At 62.8% G+C, this 26,780-nt stretch carries 26 protein-coding genes and 1 riboswitch; of the genes, 18 read left to right on the top strand and 8 right to left on the bottom strand.

The window, feature by feature from the left end; genetic code table 11:
* Nucleotides 1–25: 25 nt before the first annotated feature.
* The 3 genes from QP803_RS02535 to QP803_RS02525 form a co-directional block, all read right to left on the bottom strand.
* Nucleotides 26–1,174, bottom strand: a complete 1,149-nt coding sequence (locus QP803_RS02535; protein ID WP_284946108.1) for a branched-chain amino acid ABC transporter substrate-binding protein — start codon at nt 1,172–1,174, stop codon at nt 26–28.
* Between the two features lie 185 nt (nt 1,175–1,359).
* On the bottom strand, nt 1,360–1,647 hold the full coding sequence (locus QP803_RS02530) for a DUF1330 domain-containing protein (RefSeq protein ID WP_284946107.1): 288 nt from the start codon (nt 1,645–1,647) through the stop codon (nt 1,360–1,362).
* A gap of 23 nt (nt 1,648–1,670) precedes the next feature.
* The gene (locus QP803_RS02525) at nt 1,671–2,744 is read right to left on the bottom strand and encodes an alkene reductase (RefSeq protein WP_284946106.1); all 1,074 of its coding nucleotides are present in this window, start codon (nt 2,742–2,744) and stop codon (nt 1,671–1,673) included.
* A 102-nt stretch (nt 2,745–2,846) separates the two neighbouring features.
* Here QP803_RS02525 and QP803_RS02520 point away from each other — a divergent pair, with 102 nt between their 5' ends.
* The 3 genes from QP803_RS02520 (at nt 2,847) to QP803_RS02510 (ending at nt 6,839) form a co-directional block, all read left to right on the top strand.
* The gene (locus QP803_RS02520) at nt 2,847–3,170 is read left to right on the top strand and encodes an ArsR/SmtB family transcription factor (protein ID WP_284946105.1); all 324 of its coding nucleotides are present in this window, start codon (nt 2,847–2,849) and stop codon (nt 3,168–3,170) included.
* An 86-nt stretch (nt 3,171–3,256) separates the two neighbouring features.
* The gene (locus tag QP803_RS02515; RefSeq protein WP_284946104.1) at nt 3,257–4,771 is read left to right on the top strand and encodes an ATPase domain-containing protein; all 1,515 of its coding nucleotides are present in this window, start codon (nt 3,257–3,259) and stop codon (nt 4,769–4,771) included.
* Nucleotides 4,764–6,839, top strand: coding sequence for a response regulator (locus QP803_RS02510; RefSeq protein ID WP_284946103.1), 2,076 nt, complete (start codon nt 4,764–4,766; stop codon nt 6,837–6,839). Before QP803_RS02515 ends, QP803_RS02510 begins: the two co-directional genes overlap by 8 nt.
* On the opposite strand, the gene QP803_RS02505 is transcribed toward QP803_RS02510, so the two are convergent.
* Entirely contained in the window at nt 6,836–8,539 is a 1,704-nt protein-coding gene (locus QP803_RS02505; protein ID WP_284946102.1) for a thiamine pyrophosphate-binding protein, read from the bottom strand. The genes QP803_RS02510 and QP803_RS02505 overlap by 4 nt on opposite strands.
* 109 nt (nt 8,540–8,648) lie before the next feature.
* On the opposite strand from QP803_RS02505, the gene QP803_RS02500 reads away from it, so the two are divergent.
* Nucleotides 8,649–9,074 (top strand): OsmC family protein, encoded by a 426-nt coding sequence (locus QP803_RS02500; protein ID WP_284946101.1) that lies wholly within the window; start codon nt 8,649–8,651, stop codon nt 9,072–9,074.
* Nucleotides 9,075–9,209: 135 nt separating this feature from the next.
* A complete protein-coding gene (locus tag QP803_RS02495; RefSeq protein ID WP_284946100.1) occupies nt 9,210–9,824 on the top strand; it encodes a TetR/AcrR family transcriptional regulator in 615 nt (204 codons plus the stop codon).
* An 8-nt stretch (nt 9,825–9,832) separates the two neighbouring features.
* Here the strand turns inward: QP803_RS02495 and QP803_RS02490 are convergent, their stop codons facing one another.
* Nucleotides 9,833–10,189, bottom strand: a complete 357-nt coding sequence (locus QP803_RS02490; protein ID WP_284946099.1) for a hypothetical protein — start codon at nt 10,187–10,189, stop codon at nt 9,833–9,835.
* A 122-nt stretch (nt 10,190–10,311) separates the two neighbouring features.
* Between QP803_RS02490 and QP803_RS02485 the strand changes: the two genes are divergently transcribed.
* The 8 genes from QP803_RS02485 (at nt 10,312) to QP803_RS02450 (ending at nt 18,905) form a co-directional block, all read left to right on the top strand.
* Nucleotides 10,312–11,469 carry a zinc-binding dehydrogenase gene (locus tag QP803_RS02485; RefSeq protein WP_284946098.1) on the top strand — a complete coding sequence of 386 codons (1,158 nt, stop codon included), beginning with the start codon at nt 10,312–10,314 and terminating at the stop codon, nt 11,467–11,469.
* Nucleotides 11,466–12,527, top strand: coding sequence for a LacI family DNA-binding transcriptional regulator (locus QP803_RS02480; protein WP_284946097.1), 1,062 nt, complete (start codon nt 11,466–11,468; stop codon nt 12,525–12,527). Before QP803_RS02485 ends, QP803_RS02480 begins: the two co-directional genes overlap by 4 nt.
* Before the next feature lie 76 nt (nt 12,528–12,603).
* On the top strand, nt 12,604–13,698 hold the full coding sequence (locus QP803_RS02475; protein ID WP_284946096.1) for a Gfo/Idh/MocA family protein: 1,095 nt from the start codon (nt 12,604–12,606) through the stop codon (nt 13,696–13,698).
* Complete coding sequence (locus QP803_RS02470) at nt 13,695–14,606, top strand: sugar phosphate isomerase/epimerase family protein (RefSeq protein WP_284946095.1); 912 nt, start codon at nt 13,695–13,697, stop codon at nt 14,604–14,606. Before QP803_RS02475 ends, QP803_RS02470 begins: the two co-directional genes overlap by 4 nt.
* Nucleotides 14,607–14,656: 50 nt before the next feature.
* Nucleotides 14,657–15,796, top strand: a complete 1,140-nt coding sequence (locus QP803_RS02465) for an ABC transporter ATP-binding protein (protein WP_284946094.1) — start codon at nt 14,657–14,659, stop codon at nt 15,794–15,796.
* A 112-nt stretch (nt 15,797–15,908) separates the two neighbouring features.
* Entirely contained in the window at nt 15,909–17,222 is a 1,314-nt protein-coding gene (locus tag QP803_RS02460; protein ID WP_284946093.1) for an extracellular solute-binding protein, read from the top strand.
* Between the two features lie 16 nt (nt 17,223–17,238).
* Nucleotides 17,239–18,102: a carbohydrate ABC transporter permease gene (locus QP803_RS02455; RefSeq protein WP_284946092.1), complete on the top strand. Its 864-nt coding sequence runs from the start codon at nt 17,239–17,241 to the stop codon at nt 18,100–18,102.
* Nucleotides 18,102–18,905: a carbohydrate ABC transporter permease gene (locus tag QP803_RS02450; RefSeq protein WP_284946091.1), complete on the top strand. Its 804-nt coding sequence runs from the start codon at nt 18,102–18,104 to the stop codon at nt 18,903–18,905. Before QP803_RS02455 ends, QP803_RS02450 begins: the two co-directional genes overlap by 1 nt.
* Here the strand turns inward: QP803_RS02450 and QP803_RS02445 are convergent.
* The 3 genes from QP803_RS02445 to QP803_RS02435 all read right to left on the bottom strand — a co-directional run bounded on the left by QP803_RS02445 (nt 18,895) and on the right by QP803_RS02435 (nt 21,829).
* Nucleotides 18,895–20,142, bottom strand: a complete 1,248-nt coding sequence (locus QP803_RS02445; protein ID WP_284946090.1) for a dienelactone hydrolase family protein — start codon at nt 20,140–20,142, stop codon at nt 18,895–18,897. The two genes, QP803_RS02450 and QP803_RS02445, sit on opposite strands and share 11 nt — an antisense overlap.
* 27 nt (nt 20,143–20,169) lie before the next feature.
* Nucleotides 20,170–21,129, bottom strand: coding sequence for an anthranilate 1,2-dioxygenase regulatory protein AndR (gene andR, locus QP803_RS02440; RefSeq protein WP_284947804.1), 960 nt, complete (start codon nt 21,127–21,129; stop codon nt 20,170–20,172).
* Between the two features lie 70 nt (nt 21,130–21,199).
* Entirely contained in the window at nt 21,200–21,829 is a 630-nt protein-coding gene (locus QP803_RS02435) for a PIG-L deacetylase family protein (protein ID WP_284946089.1), read from the bottom strand.
* Nucleotides 21,830–22,016: 187 nt separating this feature from the next.
* On the opposite strand from QP803_RS02435, the gene andAc reads away from it, so the two are divergent.
* The 5 genes from andAc to QP803_RS02410 all read left to right on the top strand — a co-directional run bounded on the left by andAc (nt 22,017) and on the right by QP803_RS02410 (nt 26,757).
* Nucleotides 22,017–23,312, top strand: a complete 1,296-nt coding sequence (gene andAc, locus QP803_RS02430) for an anthranilate 1,2-dioxygenase large subunit AndAc (protein ID WP_284946088.1) — start codon at nt 22,017–22,019, stop codon at nt 23,310–23,312.
* Nucleotides 23,309–23,791, top strand: coding sequence for an anthranilate 1,2-dioxygenase small subunit AndAd (gene andAd / locus QP803_RS02425; protein ID WP_284946087.1), 483 nt, complete (start codon nt 23,309–23,311; stop codon nt 23,789–23,791). The genes andAc and andAd overlap by 4 nt, the downstream gene beginning before the upstream one ends.
* Nucleotides 23,788–24,123 (top strand): anthranilate 1,2-dioxygenase ferredoxin subunit AndAb, encoded by a 336-nt coding sequence (gene andAb, locus QP803_RS02420; RefSeq protein WP_284946086.1) that lies wholly within the window; start codon nt 23,788–23,790, stop codon nt 24,121–24,123. Before andAd ends, andAb begins: the two co-directional genes overlap by 4 nt.
* A gap of 35 nt (nt 24,124–24,158) precedes the next feature.
* Nucleotides 24,159–24,340, top strand: a riboswitch (cobalamin riboswitch).
* Nucleotides 24,341–24,434: 94 nt separating this feature from the next.
* A complete protein-coding gene (locus tag QP803_RS02415) occupies nt 24,435–25,508 on the top strand; it encodes a HoxN/HupN/NixA family nickel/cobalt transporter (RefSeq protein WP_284946085.1) in 1,074 nt (357 codons plus the stop codon).
* 136 nt (nt 25,509–25,644) lie between these two features.
* Nucleotides 25,645–26,757, top strand: coding sequence for a calcium:cation antiporter (locus tag QP803_RS02410; protein WP_284946084.1), 1,113 nt, complete (start codon nt 25,645–25,647; stop codon nt 26,755–26,757).
* The last annotated feature ends 23 nt before the right edge of the window (nt 26,758–26,780 follow it).

The following is a 26,780-nucleotide window of genomic DNA, read 5'->3' as shown; positions in this document are numbered from 1 at the left end:
CTTTGCCGCGGCGATCAGGCGCGGTCTACTGCACGGACACCCACTTGCCCGCGGGATCCAGCATCATGCCAGGCGCGAATTCGCCGTTCTTGACGACGACGGTGATATAGACTGCGGTTTCGCGGTCACCCTTGGCGTTGAAGGTGATGTCCCCGGTCAGGCCCATGAACCCCTTGATCTTGTGCAGAGCCGCCGTGATGGCCGCAGGGTCGAGGGAATTGGCGTCGGTGATCGCTTTCGCCACGACATCGACCGCATCATATTCATAAACGGAATAGGGACCCGGCGCGGTTTTATAGGCGGCGGTGAAGTCGGTCACGAAGCCTTTCGCGCCACTCAGGAATTGCGGCAGCGGCGCCGTGGTCGCGGTCCAGCCCTCGGCACCCGGGCCGGCGGTCTTGATCAGGGTCGGGTCATTGGTGGCGTCACCGCCCATCATCACCGCCTTGATATGCAGCGCCGCCGCCTGCTTGGCGATCAGCCCGGCTTCGGAGAAATAGCCGGTGTAGAAGATCACGTCCGGCATCAGCGTCGCGACATGGCTGAGCACGGCCGAGTAATCCATCTGCCCCGGGGTGATGGCATCGTAATAGACGACATCGACACCATCCGTCTTCAGTGAAGCGACGATGTTGTCGGCGAGGCCTTTCGAATAGGTAGTGTTGTCATCGATGACAGCGACCTTCTTGGCATGCAGGTCGTTCGCCATATAGCCGGCGGCGAAGGGTCCCTGCTCGTCATCACGCCCGATGGTGCGGAAAACGGTGGTGACACCCATCTCGGTCAGCTTCGGGTTGGTGGCGGCATCCAGGACGTAGGGAATGCCGGCGCGCTTCAGCGCCGTGAGTTCCGGCAAAGCCGCGCCGGAACAATAGGAGCCTGCGACGGCGACGACGCCGGAATCGACCATTTTCTGAGCGGCCTGCACGCCCATCTGGGCGTCACAGCCATCATCTTCCGGCACGAGTTCGATCTGCTTGCCGAGCACGCCGCCGGCCGCGTTGATCTTGGCGGCTGCGAGCTTACCGCCATTGACGATATCGATGCCGGCATTGGCATAGGGTCCCGACAGCGGCACCGGCACGCCGATCTTGATGGTGTCGGCCGCGAAGGCCGTGCCGCCGGCCAGGGACAGCATCAAAGGCACAGCGGCGGTGAGGATCGGCTTGATCATTCCATTCTCCGATGGCGGGTGAGGCGTGGAAACGTTGTGCAAGCACTGAAGGCCAGGGATGCTATGACGCACCCCAAGCGAAACGTTCCATGCAATCGCCGCGCCAAGACGATTGGGTTCGGACTCCTGTCTCGTCACCCGCGGACTTGATCCGCGGGTGACGGTTAAGGTTGGTACCTAAAACCTTAAACACCTTCGACGAAGAACACGCGGTAGTCCGCGCCCTTCAGCCGATGCTCCTTCGCCGCCTGATAGGCCGGGCTGTAATACCAGGCATGGGCATCCTCCAAGGTCGGGAAGGAGATGATCACAGCCCCCTCGACCTTTGACCCCTCAAGCGTTTCGATCGGACCGTAAAACGCGAGCGGCGTCACCGGATGGCCGACGCCGGCAGCGGCGGCCGCAGGACCGTATATGTCCATTTCAGCCTGATCGATCGTGTGCTCACGCGTGAAGACGCCATAAACGGTCATGCGGCTGCTCCTGAGAGAAAAGGTTAGGCGGCGACGGCGGTGTCAGACATCGCCGGATAGTCCGTATACCCCTCCGCGCCGCCGCCATACATGCCATCGGTGCGAAGATCGTTCAGCGGGGCGCCCGCCTTGAGGCGCGCCGGCAGATCCGGATTGGCGATGAACTTCACGCCGAAGGCAATCGCGTCCGCCGTGCCGCTGTCCAGCGCCTGCTGCGACTGCTCGACCGTGAACTTCTCGTTGGCGACATAGACGCCGCCGAATTCACGCTTGAGCGCAGCGCCGATTGAATCCTGCGCATTGTGCTCACGTGCGCATAGGAAGGCGAGGTTGCGCGTGCGAGCCTCCCGCGCGACATGGCTGAAGGTGCCGAGCAGATCCGAATCGCCCATGGTGTGGGCATCGGCGCGCGGGGCCAGATGCAGACCGACGCGCGACGCGCCCCAGACGGAAATTGCCGCGTCCACCGCCTCGAACATCAGGCGGGCGCGGTTCTCGACCGAACCGCCATAGGCGTCATCACGCGTATTGGTCGTGTCCTGCAAGAACTGGTCGAGCAGATAGCCGTTGGCGCCATGGATCTCGACGCCGTCGAAGCCGGCGGCCTGGGCATTCTCGGCGGCCTTGCGGAAATCCTGGACGATGCCGGGGATCTCATCAAGGCGAAGGGCGCGCGGTGTGGGATACGGGCGCTCGGGGCGCAGCAGGCTGACATGGCCCTGCGCCGGGATTGCGCTCGGCCCAACCGGAAGGTTGCCATCCAGCAGCGACGGGTCCGAAACGCGGCCGACATGCCAAAGCTGGGCCGAGATCCGGCCGCCGGCATTGTGAATCGCATCCGTGATCATTTTCCAGCCCGCGACCTGCTCGGCCGACCACAGGCCAGGCGTATTCGCATAACCGACGGCGGAGGCGCTGACGACCGTGGCCTCGGTTAGGATCAGGCCGGCGGAGGCCCGCTGGACGTAATAGTCGCGCATCAGGGCATTGGGCACGCGGCCCTCCCCCGTTGCGCGGGCGCGGGTCAACGGCGCCATGAGGATGCGGTTCGGCAGGTCGAGGTCGCCGATGCGGATAGGATCGAAAAGGGTCGGCATATTTGGCATGTCCTTCTGGATCAATGGTATAGAGGCCCGTCGGATGTCGGTGCGGGCCATCGTTTGATGTTCGTCGAAGATCGAATACAAGGTTGGCTGTCCATGACACAAGACCCCTACCCCCACCCGCCCATCGACCAGATCACCTTGCCCGAGGTGCTGCATGCGCTAAGCGATCCGTTGCGCCTGTCGATCCTCAAGGTCCTGATGTCGGGCGAAGAGACCGCCTGGAGCGGCTTTAGCGTCAGCGTGGCGCCTTCGACCCTCAGCCATCACATGAAGGTCCTGCGCAACGCCGGCCTGATCGTCAACCGCAAGGATGGCACGCGCTGCTTCGTCTCGACCCGGCCGGAGATCGACACGCGCTTTCCGGGCCTAGTGGAGACGGTGCTGCGCCTGTGCCCTTGTGAAAAACCGAGCCTTTAGGTCACGCTTCGCGAAGGCGACATTGCGCTCCCGCCAAGGCTATACATCTCGTCTTTCTTGAGACAGCTGGGGACCCGTTTCGACCGATGACCGCATCCTCACCCGCCACCGAACCTTCTCGTATGCGCACGGGTGTGGCCGGTCTGGACCAGATTCTCGATGGTGGTCTGGCAACCAACCGCCTCTATCTCATCGAAGGCGCGCCCGGCGCTGGAAAGACCACTCTCGCCTTGCAATTCCTGCTCGAAGGCCGCGCGCGGGGCGAACGCGGCCTTTATGTCACCTTATCCGAGACTGCGGAGGAATTGGCGACCGTCGCCGCCTCCCACGGCTGGACCCTAGGCGGTATCGACCTGTTCGAACTGGCCGCCGCCGAAGCGGCCCTCAGCCCCGACCGCGAGACGACCTTGCTGCACCCTTGGGAGGTTGAGCTTGGGGAGACCGTCAAGCTCATTACCGATGAGGCCGAGCGCACCGGCGCCGTGCGCGTGGTCTTCGACAGCCTGTCCGAAATGCGGCTTCTGGCGCAAGATTCGCTCCGCTTTCGGCGCCAGATCCTGGCACTGAAGCAGTTCTTCGCCGGCCGAGGCTCGACCGTCTTTCTTCTCGACGACCGGGTCAATGCCGGCGGACGGGACCTGCAATTGCATAGCCTGTGCCATGGCGTGATCAGCCTGGAGCGTCTCACGCTCGATTTCGGGGCCGCGCGCCGGCGGATGGAAGTGTCCAAGATGCGCGGCGCCCGCTACCGGGAAGGCTGGCACGACTATGTGATCACCTCAGGCGGACTCGACGTTTTCCCACGCCTGATCGCGGCCGAACATCATGTGCCCTTCGTGGGCGACGCAGTGCCGAGTGGCCTTGCCTCGCTCGATGCCATGGTCGATGGCGGACCGCTGCGCGGAACCTGCACGCTGATCAGCGGCCCGGCGGGCACCGGAAAATCCACCATCGCGGTGCAATACGTCCATACCGCCGCGCTTCGCGGCGAGCATTGTGCCATCTATCAGTTCGACGAACGTGCGGGCACGCTTTTGACCCGCGCCGCCAAGCTGGGTCTGGATCTTCGGCCGCATATCGAGTCCGGCATGGTCACGCTACGGCAGATCGACCCTGCCCAGGTGTCACCGGGCGAGTTCACCCAGATGCTGCGTCTGGATGCCGAGCAGAACAAGACCCGACTCGTCGTCATCGACAGCCTCAGCGGCTATGTGACCTCGATGCCGCAGGAAAAGCAGCTTGTTCTGCAACTGCATGAGTTGCTCTCCTATTTGAATCAGCGCGGCATCCTCACCTTGCTGATCAATCCCCAGTCCGGCTTGATGGGGAATATGCAGAGCAATTTGAACACCAGCTACATCGCCGACACGATCCTGCTGCTGCGCTATTTCGAAGCGGGCGGCCGCGTGCGCAAAGCCCTGTCCGTCATCAAGAATCGCGGCGGCGCGCATGAGGATAGCATTCGCGAATTCCGGATCGATCAGGCGGGCTTGCGCGTCGGTGAAACCTTGGTCGAATTCCAGGGCGTCTTGACGGGAACGCCAACCTATCTCGGCGAGTCCGCGCCGCTGCTGGAAGAGCGCGGGGTGGACTTTGCCTGAGCGGCTGGGGGGTGAGGCTGCCGGCCCGCTTCTGATCCTCGCCCCAACCGGACGCGACGCCGAAGGCGCCGCCATGTTGCTGGGCCGCGAAGGCATCCGCTGCCGCGTGTTTCCCACCCTCGATACTTTATGTGCCGCGATCGACGAGACCGCCGGCGCCGTGCTGGTCGCGGATGAAGCCTTGATGGGACTGGCGCTGGATGCCCTGTCGCAGCGCCTGCAAACCCAGCCGCCCTGGTCGGATCTGCCCTTCATCGTTCTCACGCATAGTGGGGCGAAGGCGCGCAGCGCGGTGTTGGAGCTGCATCTGCCGGAGGTTCTGGGCAACATCATGTTCCTGGAACGGCCGCTCAATGCCCTCAGCCTGATCAGCGCCGCGCGGTCTGTGTTGCGGGCGCGGCGGCGCCAGCGGCAGGTGGGCGAGCATCTTGCCAAGCAGGCCGAAGCCGAACGCCGCCTGCGGGAGAACGAGGCGCAAATGCGCCTTCTGCTCGATTCGATGGGCGAGGGCTTTTATGCCGTCGATCGTCATGGCGTCACGACGCTATGCAATGCCGCCTTCCTGCGCATGCTGGGTTTTGCCAGTGCCGAAGACGCGATCGGCCGCAGGCTGCATGATGTCATCCACCACTCGCACCGGGACGGTTCGCATTACCCGGCCGATGACTGTCCCATCTACCAGGCGGCCAACGGCGGTGACGCCGCTCATGTCACGGCCGAGCTCTTCTTTCGTATCGACGGCACCGGATTTCCGGTCGAATACTGGGTGCATCCGATCTTCCGGAACGGCGAAGCGCATGGCTGTGTCTGCACCTTCATCGATATCACTCAACAGGAACGGATGGAGGATGAGCTTCGGGCGCTGAACGAAACCCTGGAGCAGCGGGTGGCTGAACGCACGGCGGAGTTGCAAGCCGCCGAGGAAAGTCTGCGCCAGGCGCAGAAGATGGAAGCGGTCGGCCAGCTCACAGGCGGTATCGCGCATGACTTCAACAATATGCTGCAAGGCGTGGCCGGCAGCCTGGAGCTGATGCAGCGGCGCATCGCCCAAGGCCGGCCGCAGGAAGCCGGGCGCTTCGTGAATGCCGCCGCGAAAAGCGTGGAACGCGCCGCCGCACTCACGCACCGATTGCTTGCCTTCGCGCGACGTCAGGCCCTGCAACCGATCGCCGTCAACGCCGACGTTCTTGTGGAAAGCCTGGCGGAGCTGCTGCGACGCGCCATCGGCCCGCAGATCGACCTTGAACTGCAGCTCTGCAATGGCGCGTGGCCTGTGCTGTGCGATCCGAACCAGCTTGAGAGCGCCTTGCTCAATCTGGCGATCAACGCCCGCGACGCGATGCCGGAGGGCGGCCGGATCACCATCCGCACGGCGGAGCGGACGTTCACCGCCGCCGATCTGACTGGGGAGGATAGCCAGCCAGGCGACTATGTGGAGATCGCGGTCATCGACAGCGGCACCGGTATGGAGCCCCATGTGCTGGCCCGCGTCTTCGAGCCCTTCTTCACGACGAAACCGATCGGGCAAGGCACGGGGCTCGGCCTATCGCAGCTGTATGGCTTCATGCGGCAGTCGAACGGGGTCGTGCGGTTGGAGAGTAAGGTCGGACAGGGCACGACCGTTTTACTGTACCTGCCGCGCTCCCTGCATCTTCCGCTATCGAAGACCGAAGCCAGTGGTGGGCGACCGAATGTCGATCTGCCGAACGGCACCATCCTGATTGTGGAAGACGAACCCGATGTCCGCGCGCTCTTGGCAGAGACGCTGCGCGAACTGGGATGCCGCGTGCTGGAGGCCGCCAACGGGTCCGAGGGCCTGCGCGTGCTGTATTCGCGTGAGCCGGTGGATCTTCTGATCACCGATGTCGGTTTGCCGGGTATGAACGGGCGCCAGCTTGCTGACGCTGCGCGCGAGCAGCGACCTAACCTGCCTATTCTGCTGATCACGGGTTATGCCGGCGCCGCCTTGGAACACTGGGATCTGGCACCGGGGATGGAGGTGGTCGGCAAGCCGTTTCGGTTGGAGGCGCTGACCGCGCGCGTGGGCGAGATGCTGCGACCGGTTTAGGATGTTGCGCTGATGACAATCTCGATCAGGTTCGCCTGTCCCGAGGCGATGCCCGCCTCGATCGCCGGAGCGATATCGCCCGCACGTTCGATCCGTCGCGCGGGCACACCGTATGACTGTGCCATTGCGAGATAATCGACGGCCGGTTCCGTAACCTCCATCGCAATAAAGCGGTTGCGCCGGGCCGACAGATAGTTCGGCTGCGCCTTCAGGAAGTTCTTGAGGATGTTGTATTCGCGGTTGTTCATAACGATGAAGGTGACGGGCAGCTTTTCATGCACCGCCGTCCACAATGCCTGCGGCGAATAGAGCGCGGCGCCGTCTCCCACCAGACAGACAACCGGCTCCCGCCCCAGGCCGAGCGAGCAGCCAATGGCCGCCGGCATGCCCCAGCCGAGCGCGCCACCCCGCAGAAACGAATATTGGTGCGAGGAATGGCTGTTGAGGAAGCCGCGCAGATGCATCGACGTCGCGATCGCCTCATCGACGATGGAAATATCGGGCCCGACGGCCCGCGCCACTTCCTGTGCCGCGACCAGCGGCGTGATCACCGGCGCGTCCCATTGCGATGCCGCGAGCGCGGCCAGGCTTTGACGTCGCGCGCGACGATGACCGGCCGCTGTCTCGACAAGCGCGGCATAGGCGGCAGCGCGCGGCGCTGTCGCTGCCCGCAGCAGCGGCGCCATGGCCCGCAACGAGCTTCGAATATCCCCCACCACCGACAGTGGCGTCATGTACGTGCGGCCGAGATCACGCACATCGGCCGACATCTGGAACACCGCGCAGCTTGAGGGCACAATCGGCCCCTCGGTGTAGAGGATGGTGATGAGCGACTTGCCGCCGAGGGCGAAAATTGCATCGAAATTGCTCAGCGTCTTAGCGATGTCGGTGCCCTTGTTCGGCATATTGCCGGCCCAGAGGGCATGCGACGTCGGGTAAGGCAGACGGGACGGCCAAGACGATCCGTAGACCGGCGCGCCCAGCATTTCGGCGAGTTGCACCACCTCAGCGCCAGCATCGCTCGCATAGACCTCATCGCCGGCAATGATGGCGAGACGCCCCGGCGCGATTGCCGCGAGATGGGTGGCCAGGACATCGAGCGAACCGGCGATCGGGCGGCGGTCGATCACTGAACGCTCCGTGATGCCGACGGTGCTCATCTCCTCCATCACGTCCATCGGCAGGGACAGAAAAACGGGTCCGGTCGGCGCGGCATTGGCGTCGTGAAACGCCCTGCGAACGAGCACCGGCAATTGGTCGGCGTGGGCCACTTCCTGCGCCCATTTCACGGCGGGACGGGCGATCTGCACCAGATCGCCAAACAGCAGCGGGTCGGTGATGGTGTGGCGCGAATCCTGCTGCCCGGCGGTGACGACTAGCGGCGTCTGGGACACGCTGGCATTGATGAGATTGCCCATGCCGTGGCCCAATCCACCGGCGGTATGGAGGTTGAGGAAGGCCGGCCGGCGCGCCGCCTGGGCATAGCCATCCGCCATCGCGACGGCGCTCGCCTCCTGCAAGGCCAGGATGTACTGCACGTCGGGCGCTTCCAGCAGCGCGTCCATCAAGGGCAATTCCGTCGTGCCGGGATTGCCGAAGATATAGGCGACGCCCTCGCTGCGCAGGATTTCGAGGAGCACGGCCGCCCCCCGGCGCGGCGTCGCGCTTTCGACGCTCGTGATCGGGCTGTTCGGCATCATGCGGGTTCCCATCCGTCTAACACTCACGTCGTCGATTGCGGGGTCTTGTGCAAGACGCCGCGCGCGGATGCCGCTAAGCTGGCCTTTCGCCACACACAGGAACGAAGCAATGATCAAGCACGGCAAAGCAGTCTGGGCAGGCGGCATAAAGGACGGCAAGGGCGCCATCTCGACCGAGAGCGGCGCGCTGACGGACTATCCCTATGGCTTCGCGAGCCGGTTCGAGGGCAAGCCCGGCACCAACCCCGAGGAGCTGATCGGCGCAGCTCATGCCGGCTGTTTCACCATGGCGCTGTCGCTCATTCTGGGCGAGGCCAAGCTGACGGCCACGCATATGGAGACCAAGGCCGACGTGACGCTGGAGAAGGACGGTGACGGCTTTTCCATTACCGCCGTGCATCTGACCTTGACGGCGACGATCGCCGGCACGGATCAGGCAACCTTCGCGGAGCTGGCCGGCAAGGCCAAGGCCGGCTGCCCGGTGTCGAAGCTGCTGAAGGCGCCTATTACGCTGGACGCAACGCTGACTGCGTAAACCCCCGCCCCTCCGCCGGGACGCGTGTCCCGGCGGATTGGCGGAATGCATCCCTTTCAGGGCAAGATTGAAAACGCTGACGGTCAATGCGCGTTGGGCGTTCATGACCATCGGCTCGTAGACGGATATAAGAGGATGTCTTCACACCGTATCGCCCCTGCTTTGGTCGCCAGGGAGCCCAAGCGCGAGCGCGGCAAGCAGCGCGTGACGCAATTGCTGGATGCCGCCGCCGCCGTCTTTGCGGAAAACGGCTATGATGCTGCGACGATGACGGAAATCGCAGCCCGCGCGCATACGGCCATCGGCTCACTGTATCAGTTTTTCCCCAATAAGGAGACGCTGGCCGATGCGCTGCTTGCCCGTTACGCGGGGCATTTGCGCGCGGGGCTGCAGGCCATCGAGGATCGGTCGACCCCGATGCCACCTGCGGCGCTCGCCGATGCCTTGGTCGATCATATGCTCGACCTGCGGGGCGACCGCGCCTCGATCCTGGCCCTGCTGGATGCGCGACAGGACGATGGCGCCTTGCGCATCGCCCTCCGCGCCGAGACGCGCGAGCGTGTCACAACCTGCGTGGCGGCGACGCTTCCTGGCGTGACACAGGAGAAGGCCCATGCCATGGCGGTGGTGGTGCTTCAGGTCATAAAGACTGTGCCGACGCTCGCTGACGAAGACGAGGCGGCGGGCTCGGCGATCATCGCCGAGGTGCGCGACATGCTGCGCCGATACCTCACCCAGGCGCGCGCATAGGAACCCGATCAGAACCAGTGAGGGGCGATCACCCGCAAGGCACGGGCATGGGTACCGCCTGCCGCCATGATGTCATGCAGCGCGCGTCCCAATTCAGGCCCCTCTGGGCGTGGAAGATCGTTGATCGCGCCTTCCATGAGCATCGCGAAACGCCCGCCGTCGCTCTGCATGCGAATATCGAAGAGAAAATCCTGGAAGTCCGGGTCATCGCGCATCTCCGCGATCATCTCGGCGTCATACTGTGCGGTGCCGCGATCGGCCTGACGAATGTATTGCGCCAGATCATCGACCGTCAGGTCGGGAAACGCGGCCTGGTAGCGCTGGACCAAAGCGGCATACGTGACGATAGGGGTAGGCTTGCGCATAGATCTCGTTCTCGTTGAGGGGGCGTCGGTTACCATGACGGCTTCCCGGTGGATACCTTGCAGCTTGACGTGCTCACCCCGTCGCGCCATTTGGAACGATCCATATCGAACGGGAAAGCGCAATGGCATCAGCACGCGCGGCCGTCGTCGAACGGCCCGGACGGATCGAGATTCGGAACTTCGAGATCGCGGACCCCGAGCCGGGCGCGGTCATTCTCAAGATGCGCTACTCGGGCATTTGCGGCACGGACAAGCACACGTTTCTCGGCGAGAGCAAGCAATATGCCGGCACGCCGCATGAGCGTGACCTCACCTACCCGCTGATCTGCGGCCATGAGAATGTCGGCGAGGTTGTCGCGACCGGCGGCGTGGTGTGCGACAGTGAAGGCCGGGTGCTCAAACCCGGTGACAGGATCGTGCCAGGCGCCAATGTGGCTTGCGGGCAATGCCGCTTCTGCCGCAACGGCTTTCCGTATTACATGTGCGAGCATCTGGAAGATTACGGCAATAGCCTGCATTGCGGACGGGCGCCGCATCTGCTCGGCGGATGGGCCGAGCACATGTATCTGCTTCCAGGCTCCGTGCTGTTTCGTGTGCCGGATAGCTTACCCGATCATGTCGCGGTGCTGACCGAAATCATGGCCGTGACGCACGGTGTCGAAAAGGCCAATGCCTTGCTCGGCCAGTTCGGTGGCACGCCCTTCGGTGGTTCCGTCGCGGTGCTGGGCGTCGGCCCGCTGGGTCTTTGTCATCTCATCAAGGCGCGGCTTCTAGGGGCTGCGCAGATCATCGCGACCGATCGCCACGCCACACGATTGCAGATGGCGCGCGACTTCGGCGCGAGCCTGACGCTGTCGGTGGACGAGACAACGCCCGAGGAACGCATCGCCCGCGTGCGTGAGTCGACGGGCGGCATCGGCGCGGATATGGTACTCGATTGTAGCGGTGTGCCGGCGAGTTTTGTGGAGGCGCTGAAGATGGTGCGTGTCGGCGGTGTGGTTGTGGAGGCTGGTGCCTTCGTTGATCTCGGCCCCGTGCAAATCAACCCGAATTCGGACATTTGCACTAAGAATGTGAGCATCATCGGTATCGGCGGCGAAACTGCGACGTCCTACCTGGCGGGGATGCGCCTGATGGCCGCCAATCTGGACCGCCTTCCTTTTGACCGCATCGTCACCCACCGTATGCCGCTCGACCGCGCTGAGGAGGCGATGGCCATCGCCCAAGACGGTGCCTCCATGAAAGTGGTCTTTGCACCGAACGGCGTACCGGCCCGTTGACGCTGCCACCCAGCCCACGCCACAAGCCGCCAACCATCCACGATGTCGCCCGGCTGTCGGGCAAGTCGAAGTCGACAGTGTCGAACGTCATTCGCAACGCACCCGGCGTCAATCCACAGACGCGCGAAAGCGTGCAGGCCGCCATCGCTGAATTGGGCTATCAACTCAATATCGTGGCGCGGCAGTTGGTGCAGCAACGCAGCGCCGTGATTGGTGTCGTGGTCGGCGATCTTGCCAATCCCTTCTATGCCGAGATGGCGAAGTTCATCGAGAATTTCGCCTCCTCACGCGGCTTTCAGGTGATGTTCTGCAATACCCAGGTCGATGAGGATGTCGAATTGACAGGCATCCGCAACCTGATCGAGCATCGCGTCGCGGGGCTGATGTTCCTGGCCTATGCCGGTGACGCGGCCGGGGCGCGGCACGTGGTGGCCGACCGCCTTCCCGTCGTCTTCGTGACCTGCGCTGCCGATTGGGGCGATGTCGTCGCGGTCGATGATTTCGCCGCCGCCGCCGCCGCAACCCGCCATCTCATCGCCCTCGGCCACCGCCGCATCGCCTATTTCGCGGACAGTGTGCGCGAGGAAAAGGCCGACACGGATCGGCGCGGCGGTTATGCTGGGGCACTGGCCGATGCGGGGCTGGAACCGCTGGTTCTGCGGTGGCACCGCAAGCCCCATACCGTCGTGGCAGAGGGCGTCATCGTGCCGGTGGAGACGATCTTGACAGGCGTCGGACGCGTGACAGCCGTTTTCGCGGCCAATGATCTGCATGCGATCGATGTACTGGATTGCGCCGATCGCGCCGGCCTCCGCGTTCCGCATGATCTTTCCATCATCGGATTCGACGATGTCGCCCTCGCCCGCATCGCCCGCATCGGCCTCACCACTATCGCGCAGCCGAAGGAAATGCTCGCTGAACTCGCCGTCGATACGCTCACCCAACGCATCAAGGGCGAGTTGCAAGGGGGCTTCATCCGCCACAGCCTCGACTTCACGCTGATTTCCCGTGCGACCACAGCGAAGGCACCGATCGACGACGACCGTCATTCCGCTTGACGACGGGTTCGGATTTATGGAACGTTCCATAACGGCGACAGAAGCGGCGGGAAGGGGAACGGCTGAGGTGTCAGCGTTGAAGATCGGCCTTATCGGCTGCGGTGTCATCGCCCAGGTGATGCATCTGCATTTCCTGGCCGAAATGCCGGAGCTTTTCGAGATTGCGGCAGTCTGCGATGTCTCCCGGGAGGTCGCGGAGGCCTGCGCGCAACGCTACCACGTGCCTTTGGTCATGGAAGACTGGCGGGACTTGGTCGCCGCGCCCATCGATGCCGTAATGGTGTTGACACCGGGCAGCCACGCACCGATCGCCATCGCCGTCGCCGAAGCCGGCAAGCATGTTTTCGTCGAAAAACCTCTCTGCTTTTCACCCGCTGAGGGCCGCGCGATGATCGCCGCCGCCGACAAAGCGCGTGTCGTCATGCTCGTCGGATACAATAAGCGTTACGATCCGGCTTATGAGCGGTTGCAGGCAGACATGGCGGAGGTCACGGATCTGCGCCTTGCGCGCGTGACGACCTTCGAATCGCCGTTCGAGCCGTATGTCGCGCATTTCCCGATGCATATCGGCGCGGCCTTGTCGGACGCGATTATCGCGCCACTGCGACAGGAAACGGCCGATCGCCTGGAAACGGCGGTCGGCGGCGATGCGGCATCGCGCAGGCTGTATCACACCATTCTTCTCGATAGCATGGTGCATGAACTGAATGCGCTGCGCGGCATTCTCGGTGAGCCGGACGGGGTGGAGTTCGCCGATCTCGGCCGCCATGGGGCCACGATCGTGCTGCGTTTCGGCGACCGGCGCGCTATCCTCACCTGGATCGATCTGCCCGGCTTCGCCCGCTACCAGATGGAGTTCGCCTTCTTCGCGCCCGACCGCAGGCTGACGCTCGCCTTCCCCTCCCCCTATCTGCGCAATGCGGCGGCGACGCTTACCGAGGAGGTTGGCGTTTCCGGCACCACCGAATCCTCCAGCACAAGCCGGATGTTGTCCTATCATGCCGGCTTCAAGACCGAGCTTGTGCATTTCCATGATTGCATCGTGAACGGCACCGCCCCGCGCACCCCGGCTTCCGATGCGCTGCGTGACATCGCCCTGTGTGGCGCGATCCTTGAGGCGCATCGCACTTGCGCGCCTGTGGCGAACCCAACCAGCGGAGCGGACGCATGAGCACCATCGCGATTGCCAATGCCCCCGTGAGCTTCGGCGCCTTCGAAATGACCGTCGGCATCGATCCCAATACGCCTGACGGCGAAGCGGTGCTGGATGCCGTTTCGAATGCCGGCTATGTCGGCATCGATCTCGGCCCCGTCGGCTATTTCGGAGAAGGCGAGGTGCTCGCGCGGCGGCTATCGGAGCGTAAGCTGGGACTTGCCGGTGCCTATCTCGAACTGCCCTTCAGTGAACCTGAGCCTTTGCGGGACATGCTGCCGCAACTCGATGCGCTGCTTGATGCCCTGGATGCCGTGCGCGACCTCGGCCCCTTCCCGCCGCGTCCGACATTGGGCGATTTCAGTGATCTCGGCCGTCGCGCGCGTCCGGGTCAGGCCGCGAAGGATCACAGCCTGGGTCTGGATGAAACCCGCTTCCAGCGCTTCGTCATCGGCGTGGAAAGCGTGACCGATCGCTGCCGCCGTCGTGGCTATGAGCCAACCTTCCATAACGAGACCGGCACTTATATCGAAGCGCCGTGGGAGATCGAGCGGATGCTTGATCGCACCAGCGTCAACCTCTGTCTGGATACCGGCCATCTCATCATCGGCGGCGGCGATCCCGTGGCGGCACTGCGGGACTGGGGACCGCGCATCAACCATATCCATATCAAGGATGCCAAGCGCGCGGCGATTGCCGACATCGTGCGCGATGCGGCACCGGCTGAAGCGATTTGGGAGCGAGGTGCCTTCTGTGCCCTGGGCCATGGCGATGTCGATCTCGACGAGGTTTTGCGCCTAATCCACACAAGCTTCTCGGGCTGGGTCGTGGTCGAGCAGGATATTCTGCCGGACGCCGGCGGCATCGCCAAAGCCGCCGCCGATCAGTCGGCCAATTTGCGATTTCTTCAAGCGCGCGGGTTCTAAAAGTTTATGGAACGTTCCATGGCAGTCATCATGATCAGGAACCCGCCGCGGTGAGCAGCGTCTCCATCGATCATGTCTGGCGCCGGTTCGGCACGCAGATCGCGGTCGAAGACCTGACGCTCGACATTGCGGATGGCGATTTCCTGGTGCTGCTGGGCCCCTCCGGCTGCGGCAAGACCACATCGCTGCGCATGCTGGCGGGGCTGGAAAGCCCTACCGAAGGTGAGATCCGCATTGACGGTCGTATCGTCAATGATGTGCCGCCAGGCGAGCGCGACGTCGCCATGGTGTTCCAGAGCTACGCCCTGTTTCCGCATATGACGGTGCATGGCAACCTCGCCTTCGGGCCGCGCATGCGGCGCGAGAATCGGGCCGCGACGGCGGCCAAGATCACCGACGTCGCGACCGTTCTCGGATTGACGCAGCTGCTGCATCGCAAACCCTCCGAACTGTCCGGCGGACAACGCCAACGCGTGGCACTCGGCCGTGCCCTGCTGCGCCAGCCGAAGCTGTTCCTGATGGATGAGCCGCTCTCCAACCTCGACGCCGCGTTGCGCGGCCAGATGCGCAGCGAATTGGTGTCGCTGCATCGTCGCCTCGGCATCACCACCGTGTATGTGACGCATGATCAGGTCGAAGCGATGACCATGGCGACGCGCATCGCCATCATGTTCGAGGGTAAGCTTCATCAGGCGGGAACGCCCGCGACCATCTTCGATGACCCCGCAAACATCCGCGTCGCGCGCTTTATCGGCGCACCGCGCATGAACATCCTGCCCGGATTTCTGCGCCACGATGGCACGCGTCTGGTGGCCGATGTCCTGGGTCACAGCATGCCGCTGCCGCATGCGCTGCGCTGCCGCGATCCGGCGGCGCTGCTGCGCGCCGTTTCCATCGGTGTTCGTCCCACCGACATCGCCTTGCAGGCGTCGCCATCGGGCGACCCGCTGACCGGCGTTGTGGAGTTCATCGAACCCATGGGCAGCGAAACCTTCGTGACGCTGCGCATCGGCGAGCACGCAGTTGTTGCACGCGCATCCGGCCGCACGCGGATGACGCTGGGTGAGCGCGTGCCGCTGCGCCCCGACCCCGAGTTTGTCTACGCCTTCGACCTGGAAACCGGAACCGCGCTGCTCGACCGCTCGGGTCTTCAGCCGGTGTCGGTGTCCAACCGCCTAGCCTCCGCGTGACGACCGCCAAAAGGATGGATTTTGCTCGCAACCCCCTAGAAGGAGTGACGGTGACATGCCCAAACCAGGCTTAGGACGACTGGCTCTGACCTTTCTTGCATCGGCGAGTGCATTGACCGCACTACCAATGCTGGCACATGCCCAGGCGAAAACCGTGGTCACCCTCGCCTACGGTTCGGAATATGTTTTCGACACCAACGACTTCGCCAAGAAATGGTACGATGACGTGAAGGCTGCCTTCGAGGCCAAATACCCCGAGGCCGAGGTGAAGCTGGTGCCCATTCCCGGTGGCTATACCGACATCATAAACAAGCTCAGCCTGCTGTATCGGTCGCCGAGCACGGCGCCCGATGTTGCGCAATTGCCGACGCCGGCGCTGGGCCAGTTCCAGTCTTCGGGATGGCTCGCACCGATCGACGACAAGCTCGCGACCGCCGATTGGTGGAAGGAATTTCCCGCCGCGATTCAAAGCGAAGGCCGCTTCGACGGCAAGGTTTTTGCCGTCAGCACGGGCGAGAATGACAGCCAGCTTTACTACAATATGGATATGTTCAAGAAGGCCGGCCTGCCGGTGCCGTGGCAACCCAAGAGCTGGGACGATGTGCTGACCGCCGCGCGCGCCATCAAGGCCAAGATCACGGGCGTGGTGCCGCTGTGGCTCAATGTCGGGACGAGTTCAGGCGACAATGGCTTGCTGCAAGGCACGGGCAATCTGCTCAACGGCTCCAGCGACGCGACCATTCTCGACCCCAAGACCAATAAATGGGTTGTGGACAGCAAGGGCCTACGCGAGGTGCTAACCTTCACCAAGACGGTCTATAACGAAGGCCTCGGCGATACGCTCAGCGACTTGTTCTCGCCCTCCGCCGTGACGATTCCCCTCACGTTGTTCCAGCAAGGCAAGCTCGCCATCGCCGTCGGCTCCAACTACTATGGCGGCAACTGGACGAAGACGATCTCCTCGCCCTATTGGGAAGATGCGCCCAAGGTCATCGGCGTGGTCGCCATTCCCACCGTCACCGGCCAGGCGCCGGGCATATGCACGACGCTCGGCGGCTGGGATCTCGCCGTCTCAGCGACCAGCAAAAGCCCCAACTATGCCTGGAAGTTGCTCGATGTGATGGAGCAGGAGACGGCGCAGATCGATGCCGCGAATTGGGCCGGATTCGTGCCCGCTGCCGAAAGCTACACGAAGTCAGCCGATTTCGTGAATTTCTCCCCGCCGTATAACGCAGTTGCCGCCCAGGTGCTGCCCTACGGGATGCTGACGCCGGCCAAGGCCGAATACGAGGTCTGGTCACACGCCTTGCAGCAAGCCACGGGCAATCTCGCCCAGCACAAGGACATGACGGTTGATCAGGCCATCGCCAGCATAAAGGGTTACGTCTCCAACCAGCTCGGCGCCGACCAGGTCGAGACGCGCTGATCTCATGAAGTTGGGAGTGACACGCCCCGATGGCGTCGGCCTGCTTCTGCTGGCGCCGTCGGCCGTGTTGCTTGTACTGCTGTTCCTGCTGCCGGTCGCCTATGCCTTCTATCTCGGTCTGACCAATATCACGCTGATCGGCATTCATGCCCAGCACTATTGGTTTACCGGTTGGACCAATATCCACCGTCTGCTCGGCGATACCAGTTTCTGGCATTCGCTGTGGCTGACGGGGGTTTTCCTGCTCGGCTCGGCGGTGATCGGCGTCACCGTGGTCGGCATGGCGCTGGCGCTGCTCTTGCAGCACGCCTCGCCCTTCTGGCGCGGTCTGACCGGCGCTGTCGCGATCGTCGCCTGGATGCTACCGCCCGTCTCCGCCGCCTTGATCTGGTATGCCTTCAGCACCACGGGCGGCACGCTTAGTCAGATCTTCGGCGGCCATGCCGATCTGCTCGACGATCATCCCATGCTCATCGTCATCATGGCGAATATCTGGGCGACGGCCGGCTTTTCGATGCTCATGCTGTCATCCGGGCTGCGTGGCATTTCAAAGGAAGTGCTGGAGGCGGCGCGGATGGAAAACGCCTCGCGCCTGCAAACATTCCTGTTCATCACCCTGCCTTTGATGCGGCAAATCATCGTGACCAACCTGCTGCTGGTGACGCTGGTGATCCTCGCCAATTACGCATTGACCTATATCATGACGGCGGGCGGCCCGAACGACGCCACCAATATTCTGCCGATCTATTCGTATCAGCAGGCCTTCACCTTCAGCAATCTTGGCTATGGCGCGCTCATCGGCGATGTGCTCGTGCTGATCTCCACCGTTTTCGCCTATCTCTATGTCCGCGCGCTGCGGCCGAATAAGAGCGCAGCGTGATGCGCCGCCCGACATTCATCGCGAATCTGCTATTGGCGCTGCTGGCACTGTGTTTCCTCGCACCCATGCTGTGGCTGGCGCTGGCGTCGGTCGATGCCCATGCCAGTTGGTCGCTCAATTGGCCTAGCCTCACGCTTGCACATTATCGCAACGTGACGCGATCGGATTATCTGTGGTCGCTGGGAAATACCTTCTTGCTGGCCCTGGTCGCGACCCTGGTCGCGGTGGTGCCCGCGATCTTCGGCGGCTATGCGCTGTCGCGCCGCCGGATTCCCATGAGGGACGGTCTGATGGTGACGATCCTGTTCCTGACAGGCATTCCCGTCGGCATCATGATCATTCCGGTGTTTCAGATCTTCGCGCACTTCGGTTGGCTGAGCCTGGTGCCGACCGGCATTTTTCTCGGCGCCAATAGCCTGCCCTTCGCGCTATGGCTGATCAAGACGGCGATGGATGGTGTGCCGCGCGAAATGGAGGAGGCCGCGCAAATGGAGCGCGCGAGTCTGCTGCAAACCATTATCCATGTCGTGATCCCGGTCTCGCTACCCGGCATTGCCGCAGCTGCGATCTTCAGTTTCATCAATGCCTGGGGCTCATTCATCGTGCCGCTGGTCTTGATCAGCGACCCGGACCAAGTGACCGGGCCGCTCACCATCTACGGCCTCATCGCCGCCGCCAATGTGCGTTACGGCGATATCGCCGCCTTCTCGATCGTCTATTCCCTGCCCGTCGTGCTGCTGTATCTGCTGATGTCGCGCAGCTTTTCCGGCGGCTTCCTGATGGGCGGCGCGGTCAAAGGCTAGGGGCCGACGTGGCCCAGCGCGCCATCAAAGTATTCGATGGCAGCGACCCATCGAGCAGCTTGCGCGCCTGGTCGACTCCGCAAATGGCCGGGATGAGAGCGGGGTCCAGCAGCCCAACCTGCACCAGCACGCTCGCCTGATCCCAATAGATGTGCTCGTTGAACAGCTTGTCGCCCCGGAAGGCGACGATGGCGACCATGGGAATTTCCACGGCGCAACCGGTCGGCGCGACATTGGGCAGCAACCAATCCACCTCCGTCGTGTGGGTAAAACACATGACGAATTCATCGACCATCCGATCCGTGCCGATGGTACGCGAAATCGGCACCATGCGCATATCGGGCGGATTATTGCCGATGAAGTGGTTCTTGTAGAAGCGATGGAGCATTTCGAACCCAACGCCGCCGGTCATGGTCGGGACATGATTGACGTAAGGCTCCGGCACCATCGTCGTCATCGTGGTGTCGGGGTCGCGCGCTTCAAACTCCAGGTAGAAATGGTAGTCCGCGATGGCGCCCAGGTCGTAGCGCGGCCCGATCGCCTGCCGAAATACGGCTAGGCTGCGTGTATAGGCGAGCGCCGCCGCCGAAGCATCATGATGGTGTCCGGGGCGCGCGAAGGCATGGCCGGCGCCGCGATAGACGTGGATGGCGGTATCCGGATGTCCCGCGAACCGCTCGCGAATGCGGGCGATGGCATCCGGCGGAAGATAGTCGTCGGTTTCACCGAAATGCATCATCAACGGCGCGGTGATCGCGCTCGCCCGATCTAGGCACTGGTCGATCCCGCCGCCGTAGTAGCAGACGGCGCAATCGACGTCGGTGGCCGCCGCTGTGAGGAAGGCGAGCTTGCCACCCAGGCAGAAGCCCATGACGCCCACGCCGGCGCCATTGGTCGAAGCGATCACTTCCGGTCGCGCGCGCGCGGCGGCGACCGTTGCCACCGCATCCGACACGGCGAGCGTGATGTCGAGCGATTCATACAGAGAAAACGCCTTGGCGAAATCGGCGTCACTACCGCCGAGTTCGATTCCGGGCTCCAGCCTGTGGAAGATATCCGGCGCCAATACCACATAGCCTTCTTCGGCATAGCGGTCGGCAATGCCGCGGATATAGTCGTTGACGCCGAAAATCTCCTGCAACAGCACGATAGCCGGGCCGGAGCCGGCGCTGGGGAGCGCGAGATAGGCGGAGAAGTCGCGGCCGTCTGCCGCCGCGATGCTGATCGTGCGCGTCATGATCTGTAATCTCCTCGATTGGTTCGTTCAGCTGCGCCGCAGCGTCTCTGACGGCTTTTCGCCGAAGCGATCGGCATAATCCTGCGAGAAGCGCCCCAGATGCCCAAATCCGGCATCGAGCGCAATGGTGGTGACACTGCCGTCACGGCCCGTCGTGAGGAGTTGCGCACGCACCCGGTCCAGCCGGAGGTTACGAAGATGGCGCATCGGGCTGACGCCGCGAAACCGGCGAAAGGCGTCATACAGCGTGCGCAGTGGCACGCCGGCGGCCTCGGCGATGTCACCAAGCTGGATCGGCTCGGTGACATGCGCCTCGATATAGGCGAGGGCGCGATGCACGGATCGTGGTGAGGCGCCCCGTGTCGCGGACCTATCGTCACGTACGCCGTGGCCATGAACGAGGAGCTGGACGAGAAGATCGCCATAGCTTGCGGCGATGCGTGCGTCTTCGCGCACGAACTTCACCGCCTGTTCATCGGTCGCGAGAGTCCGCAACGCCGCGACCCAAGGCTGAAGGCTGGCGCGATTGAGATCGACAACCGGCTGCAGCATGGGGTTGCGCTGACCACTGAAGGCCGCGAGACGCGTCTTGTCGATGCGCAGGATGAACTGTTCGCAATCGGCCGAGAATTGACCATGCAGGCTTTGTGACTCGTTGACGATGACACCGCGATGCGCCGTGGCCGTCATTTCGGTTTTGCCGCTCCGCAGGCGCGCCTGGCCGCGCAGGCAAAAGATCAGCAGGCAGTAGCCGTCCAACGGTGGCACCTCGATCGTTTTTTCACCGAAGGCGATGGTGCCGATGGCGACGCCCGGCATGCGCAGGAAATCCATGTGCGAGCGGTGCGGCTGCTTGCGGCCGATGGGCGTGAGGGTATGGGGCTGCATGACGCTGGAAATCCGCTCGCGCGTTTCGTCGAGATCGCTCGATTCGAACAGCCGACAGGCACGCAGCGCGAGGCTGTCGGATCGGAGCGCAGGCATCATGACCGTCACGGAGCCCTCCCATGGCGACGCCAATGCCCGAATATCAAGCAAGTCCTATGCCGTTGGGGCCTCAGATCCAGAACCGAGTCTGGCCCGCACTCTGGCGCAGCAGGGCGAAATGCTCGACCAGCGCATCGCTTTGCGGGGCCGCATATTCCGCCTCGGCACGCCGTTTGGCGGCCAAATGACGCGTGATATCGATCCGCCCATGGTCCTGGTTGTTTCGATCCGCCGCGCCGCTGAAGCTCAAGACACAGCCGAGGCCGGAGCGCGCGCTGAGGCGTTCCCCGAGTGATTGGACGAGGCGATGGTCGGTGTCGTTGGTGTCGCCGGCCACGCAGATGGTCTGGCAGTCACGCGCCCAACTCAGCAGATCGAAGGCCGAGACCAGGGCATCCAGGATCGACGGGTCACGCACAGCGGCCCCGTCATGCAAGCCGATCAGCAGAAGACGTTCGGGCGGCAGACCGAGATGCGCCACCGCGCGCCGCGCCGCTGCGGCCTTTTCCGCCGCCATCGCCGCGCCTTCTGGCCCCGCGCCGCCACTGCCATCCGTCAGGATGGTCACGAAGGGCGGCCTGCCACGGCGGCACAGTTCCGCAATCAGCCCGCCGAAGCGGCTGCTCTCCTCCGACGGGCGCACGGCGATAATGAGGATATTGCTCTCGACCGCGAGCCTGCGCTCGGGCCATGCCGCCATGTCGCCGCTCACGTCTGACCCCTGTCGTCATCCCTCTCAGATCAGAGGCCGGCACCGGATCAAGTCAAGGGAAGGTCCGCGACGAATGGCACAAAGCGGCTAGTGGGCCGAGACTTCTGCCGAATTCGGCTATCGCCCGCCGGGTCGTGATGCCACCTCATGGCCGGTATCATGGGAGAACTGATCGATGATCGGGGCGAACACCGGCATGACGGACGCGAAGGGGCCGACGCGGCGGCGGGTTTTTCCGAATCCTGATGGATCGCGCGTGTCCTATGAGGTCTTCAGCTCCCAGGCCATTTACGACCGCGAGCAGGAGCGTATTTATCGCGGCCCGACATGGAGTTTCCTGGGTTTCGAAGCCGAAATTCCGAACCCGGGCGACTATAAATCGACGTTTATCGGCGATACGTCGGTGGTCATGGTGCGCGCCGAGGATGGCAGCCTGGCCGCCTGGGTCAATCGCTGCGCCCATCGCGGCGCCATGGTCTGTCGCCAGTTGCGCGGCAATGCCTTGACGTTCAATTGCATCTACCACCAATGGAGTTTCGGCACGAAGGGCAACCTTCAGGGCGTTCCCTTCCGGCGCGGCCAGAAGGATGCGACGGGAATGCCGAAGGATTTCGATCCGGCCAAGCACAACCTGCGCCAGCTTCGCGTCGATAGTTTTCGTGGCCTGGTCTTCGCAACCTTCAGCGACACGGTCGTAGACCTTGCCGCCTATATCGGACCCGAGATGCGGCCCTTCGTGGAGCGCATTTTCCATAAGCCGATCGAATATCTCGGCTGTACACGGCAATATTCCGATTCGAACTGGAAGCTGTATCTGGAGAATGTGAAGGACCCGTATCACGCGAGTCTGCTTCACCTGTTCCATACCACCTTCAACATCTTTCGCGTCGGCATGAAAGCGAAATGTATTCCAGACGCCACGCACGGGTTGCACAGCATAATCTATGTCTCCAAGAACGACGAGCAGAACGCATCGGAATACAAGGCCGCGAATATCCGATCCTATGATGACGGCTTCAAGCTGGAAGACGATTCCATTCTCGCCAATCATCAGGAATATGAAGAGCTGACCACCAATCACATTCAGCCCATCTTTCCGCAACTTGTCATCCAGCAGATCCACAACACCTTGGTGGCTCGCCAATTGCTGCCGAAGGGGCCGGATCATTTCGAGCTGATCTTTCATTTCTTCGGCTACACGGACGACACGCCGGAGATGCGCAAGCTGCGCCTCAAACAGGCAAATATGGTCGGGCCGGCCGGCTATATCTCCATGGAAGATACCGAAGCGACGGAACTCGTGCAGCGCGGCACGGCGAATGACGGTGACCTGACATCGATCATCGAAATGTCCCGCGCCGCGCCGGATGAGCAGAATACGCTAATCACGGAAAGCCTCGTGCGCCGCTTTTGGGTGGGCTACGAGGCGCTGATGCAGCTCGACACCGCTGACACCGGAACAGCCGTATGACACTTCCAGAAACCTTGATGCTGCGCCTTGAGCTGATGGCATTGAACGATCTCTATACCAGCATCCTCGACAATGACCGGCTGGAGGAATGGCCGCGTCTGTTCGTCGATGACTGTCTGTATGAAATCATTCCGAGCGAGAATGAGGATATGGGCCTGCCTGCGCCCGTGATGCTGTGTGACAATATCCGCATGATGCGGGACCGTGTGGTGGCGCTGCGCCATGCCAATATCTACGAAAAGGTCGCCTATCGGCACATGGTCTCGGGCCTGGAATTCACCGTGGCCGAGGACGGAACGATCACCGCGCGCTCAAGCTATATCGTTGTCAACACATCGCTCGAAGGCTTTTCGGAGGTTTATCAGGCGGGATCGTATCGCGATGTCATCGTGCGAACGCGGGAAGGCCTGCGCTATAAAAGCCGCCGCTGCGTCTATGATACGCTGAAGGTGCAGACCTTGCTCGCGGTGCCGATATGAGCGGCTCGGACCTCTGGCATGATGTCGCGGCCCAGGATGCCCTGGACGACGAGGAGGTGATCGGCGTGTCAGCAGGCGGCGTGCCCATCGCGCTGTTTCGCCTTGGCGACGGTTATCATGCATTGCACAATCTTTGCACCCATGGTCAGGCGCGGCTATCGGATGGCTATGTCGAGGATGGCTGCGTCGAATGTCCTTTGCATCAGGGCAAGATCGACATCCGGGACGGCGCGCCACGCTCGGCGCCGATCACCGTGCCGGTGCGGTCCTACCCGGTCCGCGTCGTGGAGGGCCGCATCGAGGTGATGGTAGCGGCGCGCCCGCACGGTTAATGCTCAGAGAGTCCTTGCGACGCCACCCGGTTTCCGCTTAGGTGATGGGTGATGGTTCCCCCAGAGGGGATTAAACGGGAACGCGGTTCAAAACCGCGGCTGCCCCCGCAACTGTAAGCGGCGAGTCGTTCGTCACGATGCCACTGGGGCAACCTGGGAAGGCGACGACCGACAGAGACCCGTGAGCCAGGAGACCTGCCATCAATAGGCGTCGACGCATTCACACCGGGCGGGGTGCCTCGGTGGGTTCAGGTTCGTGCTTGCCTGGGCTTGTCTGCATAGACGAACGCCGAATGAAGGCAGGCTAAATCATGTTGAGAATTCTAAGGCACATCTTCAATGATGCCTCCGCCGACGTGCGCGGCAAGGTCATCGGTATTTACGTCTTTCTAATCGCCACGAATATCGGCGCCTGGGTGTGGGCGATCGTGGCCTTTCGTAGCCACCCCGTTCTGCTGGGGACCGCCCTGCTGGCCTATAGCTTTGGTCTGCGGCACGCCGTCGATGCAGACCATATCGCCGCCATCGACAACGTCACTCGCAAGCTGATGCAGGATGGAAAACGCCCCGTCACCGTCGGCTTTTTCTTCTCGATCGGCCATTCTCTTGTCCTGCTGATCGGGACGGCGATCATTGCCTTTGCGGTCGTCAGTCTGCAGACCGGTTTCGACTCCTTCAACAACGTTGCAGGAACCATCAGCACCCTCGTGTCAGGGCTGTTTCTCCTCGTCATGGCGGCCATGAACCTGATGATCGCCAGGTCTGTCTATCGGACCTATCGTCATGTGCGGCGCGGGGGACATTATGATGAGGACAGCTTCAATATCCTGCTGAACAATCGGGGATTGATCGCACGCTTGCTGCGTCCGTTGTTCCGGCTCGTCAATCAGAGCTGGCACATGCTTCCGGTCGGATTTCTGTTCGGCCTGGGCTTTGACACCGTCACTGAGGTCAGCCTGCTGACGGTCGCGGCGACAGAGGCGAGCAAGGGATTGCCGGTCTGGTCCATCCTCGCCTTTCCCGCGCTGTTTTGCGCGGGTATGTCCTTAATCGATACGACTGACGGCATTCTGATGCTCGGCGCCTATGGCTGGGCTTTTGTGAAGCCAATTCGCAAGCTCTACTACAACCTGACCATCACGCTTGTTTCGGCAATCGTCGCCATCCTCATCGGCGGCATCGAAACGCTCGGCCTCATCGGCGGCGAATTGAACCTGCAAGGTTGGTTCTGGGATCGGATGAACGACCTCAACGAGAACTTCGGTCTGCTCGGCTATGGCATCATCGGCGTTTTCGCGGCCGCCTGGATCATTTCGTTCATCATCTATCGCGTCAAGAAACTCGACGATGTCGAGATCAGCCAGCCCGGCGGCACGATCCTGTAGCGTCCATCCGCCGCTCCGAAACAAACCGGCTTTGACACCGTTACGCGAGGCGCGCCATACGCATCTGGCCTGCTGATGCGGGTGATTGCCTCTCCATGGCAATCACCCGTTGGATGGGCCTGTTCGGCGAGGGTGCATGACGGATAACGGGCTACCCACATTCCTTCGCCGTGAATGGCCCCTTGCGGCCAGCCTGGCCACCTGCGCGATCTTCGCCGTCTCCGGGCACAGCCTGATGGCGGATCTCGGCAATCCGCTCTGGCTCGCCTTTATCTTTCTGTGGCTCTTCGCGGTCATCCTGGGCTCGGCCATCTCCGTCGTCCGTCATGCCGACCAACTTGCCATCCGTCTCGGCGAGCCGTACGGCACGCTGATCCTCACCCTGTCCGTCACCTTCATCGAGGTGATGAGCATTTCCGCCGTCATGCTGCATGGCGCCAATAACCCGACCCTGACACGCGACACCCTGTTCGCCGTCGTCATGATCCTCCTCAATGGCATGGTCGGCCTGTCTCTGCTCGCGGGGGCCTGGCGGCATCGGGAGCAGCATTACAATCTGCAGGGCGCCAATACCTATCTCGGTGCGATCATTCCGCTGATCGTGCTGAGCATGATCATGCCGGATTTCACGCAGACCACAGCGGGCCCCGTGCTGTCCTTGCACCAGAGCCTGTTTCTCGCCCTGGTCGCCATCGGCCTCTACTGCACCTTCCTGGCCATGCAGACCGGCCGTCACCGCAACTACTTCATGCTGCTGGATGAGGTCGAGGCGCACGAGGCGCAAGACACGCCCAAACCGCCCATCCCGCGCCATGCCATCCTGCTGGTCGCCTATATGGCGCCGGTGGTCTTCCTGGCTGAGCAACTGGCCCACCCGATCGATTATCTGATCGAAACCCTGCATGCACCGGCGCCCCTGGGCGGTGTGGTCATGGCCGTTCTGGTCGCGGCGCCCGAGGCGATCGGCGCCGTGCGCGCGGCTCTCGCCAACCACTTGCAACGGTCCTTCAACATCTTTCTGGGATCGGTGCTCTCCACCATCGGCCTCACCATTCCAGCGATGATCCTGATCAGTGAGCTGACCGGGCGGCACCTGATCCTGGGCGTGGAACATACCGACGAAGTGATGCTGCTCCTGACCCTCGCCGTCAGTATCGTCACCTTCGCGAGTGGCCGCACAAATGTCATCCAGGGCGCGGTCCACCTCATCCTGTTCGCGTCCTATATCGCCTTGATCTTCGAGAACTGATCGCGGCCGGCATGGCCGCCGCC

It is taken from the genome of Acidisoma sp. PAMC 29798 (genome assembly GCF_030252425.1).
Lineage (GTDB): Bacteria > Pseudomonadota > Alphaproteobacteria > Acetobacterales > Acetobacteraceae > Acidisoma > Acidisoma cladoniae.
This window is presented reverse-complemented; position numbering and strand designations above follow the sequence as displayed.

Excerpts from the sequence above, each read along its gene's own strand:
- QP803_RS02535 (WP_284946108.1), bottom strand. The coding sequence starts at position 1,174 with ATGATCAAGCCGATCCTCACCGCCGCTGTGCCTTTGATGCTGTCCCTG.
- QP803_RS02530 (WP_284946107.1), bottom strand. The coding sequence starts at position 1,647 with ATGACCGTTTATGGCGTCTTCACGCGTGAGCACACGATCGATCAGGCT.
- QP803_RS02525 (WP_284946106.1), bottom strand. The coding sequence starts at position 2,744 with ATGCCGACCCTTTTCGATCCTATCCGCATCGGCGACCTCGACCTGCCG.
- QP803_RS02520 (WP_284946105.1), top strand. The coding sequence starts at position 2,847 with ATGACACAAGACCCCTACCCCCACCCGCCCATCGACCAGATCACCTTG.
- QP803_RS02515 (WP_284946104.1), top strand. The coding sequence starts at position 3,257 with ATGACCGCATCCTCACCCGCCACCGAACCTTCTCGTATGCGCACGGGT.
- QP803_RS02505 (WP_284946102.1), bottom strand. The coding sequence starts at position 8,539 with ATGATGCCGAACAGCCCGATCACGAGCGTCGAAAGCGCGACGCCGCGC.
- QP803_RS02500 (WP_284946101.1), top strand. The coding sequence starts at position 8,649 with ATGATCAAGCACGGCAAAGCAGTCTGGGCAGGCGGCATAAAGGACGGC.
- QP803_RS02495 (WP_284946100.1), top strand. The coding sequence starts at position 9,210 with ATGTCTTCACACCGTATCGCCCCTGCTTTGGTCGCCAGGGAGCCCAAG.
- QP803_RS02490 (WP_284946099.1), bottom strand. The coding sequence starts at position 10,189 with ATGCGCAAGCCTACCCCTATCGTCACGTATGCCGCTTTGGTCCAGCGC.
- QP803_RS02485 (WP_284946098.1), top strand. The coding sequence starts at position 10,312 with ATGGCATCAGCACGCGCGGCCGTCGTCGAACGGCCCGGACGGATCGAG.
- QP803_RS02470 (WP_284946095.1), top strand. The coding sequence starts at position 13,695 with ATGAGCACCATCGCGATTGCCAATGCCCCCGTGAGCTTCGGCGCCTTC.
- QP803_RS02450 (WP_284946091.1), top strand. The coding sequence starts at position 18,102 with ATGCGCCGCCCGACATTCATCGCGAATCTGCTATTGGCGCTGCTGGCA.
- QP803_RS02445 (WP_284946090.1), bottom strand. The coding sequence starts at position 20,142 with ATGACGCGCACGATCAGCATCGCGGCGGCAGACGGCCGCGACTTCTCC.
- andR (WP_284947804.1), bottom strand. The coding sequence starts at position 21,129 with ATGATGCCTGCGCTCCGATCCGACAGCCTCGCGCTGCGTGCCTGTCGG.
- QP803_RS02435 (WP_284946089.1), bottom strand. The coding sequence starts at position 21,829 with ATGGCGGCATGGCCCGAGCGCAGGCTCGCGGTCGAGAGCAATATCCTC.
- andAc (WP_284946088.1), top strand. The coding sequence starts at position 22,017 with ATGATCGGGGCGAACACCGGCATGACGGACGCGAAGGGGCCGACGCGG.
- andAd (WP_284946087.1), top strand. The coding sequence starts at position 23,309 with ATGACACTTCCAGAAACCTTGATGCTGCGCCTTGAGCTGATGGCATTG.
- andAb (WP_284946086.1), top strand. The coding sequence starts at position 23,788 with ATGAGCGGCTCGGACCTCTGGCATGATGTCGCGGCCCAGGATGCCCTG.
- QP803_RS02415 (WP_284946085.1), top strand. The coding sequence starts at position 24,435 with ATGTTGAGAATTCTAAGGCACATCTTCAATGATGCCTCCGCCGACGTG.
- QP803_RS02410 (WP_284946084.1), top strand. The coding sequence starts at position 25,645 with ATGACGGATAACGGGCTACCCACATTCCTTCGCCGTGAATGGCCCCTT.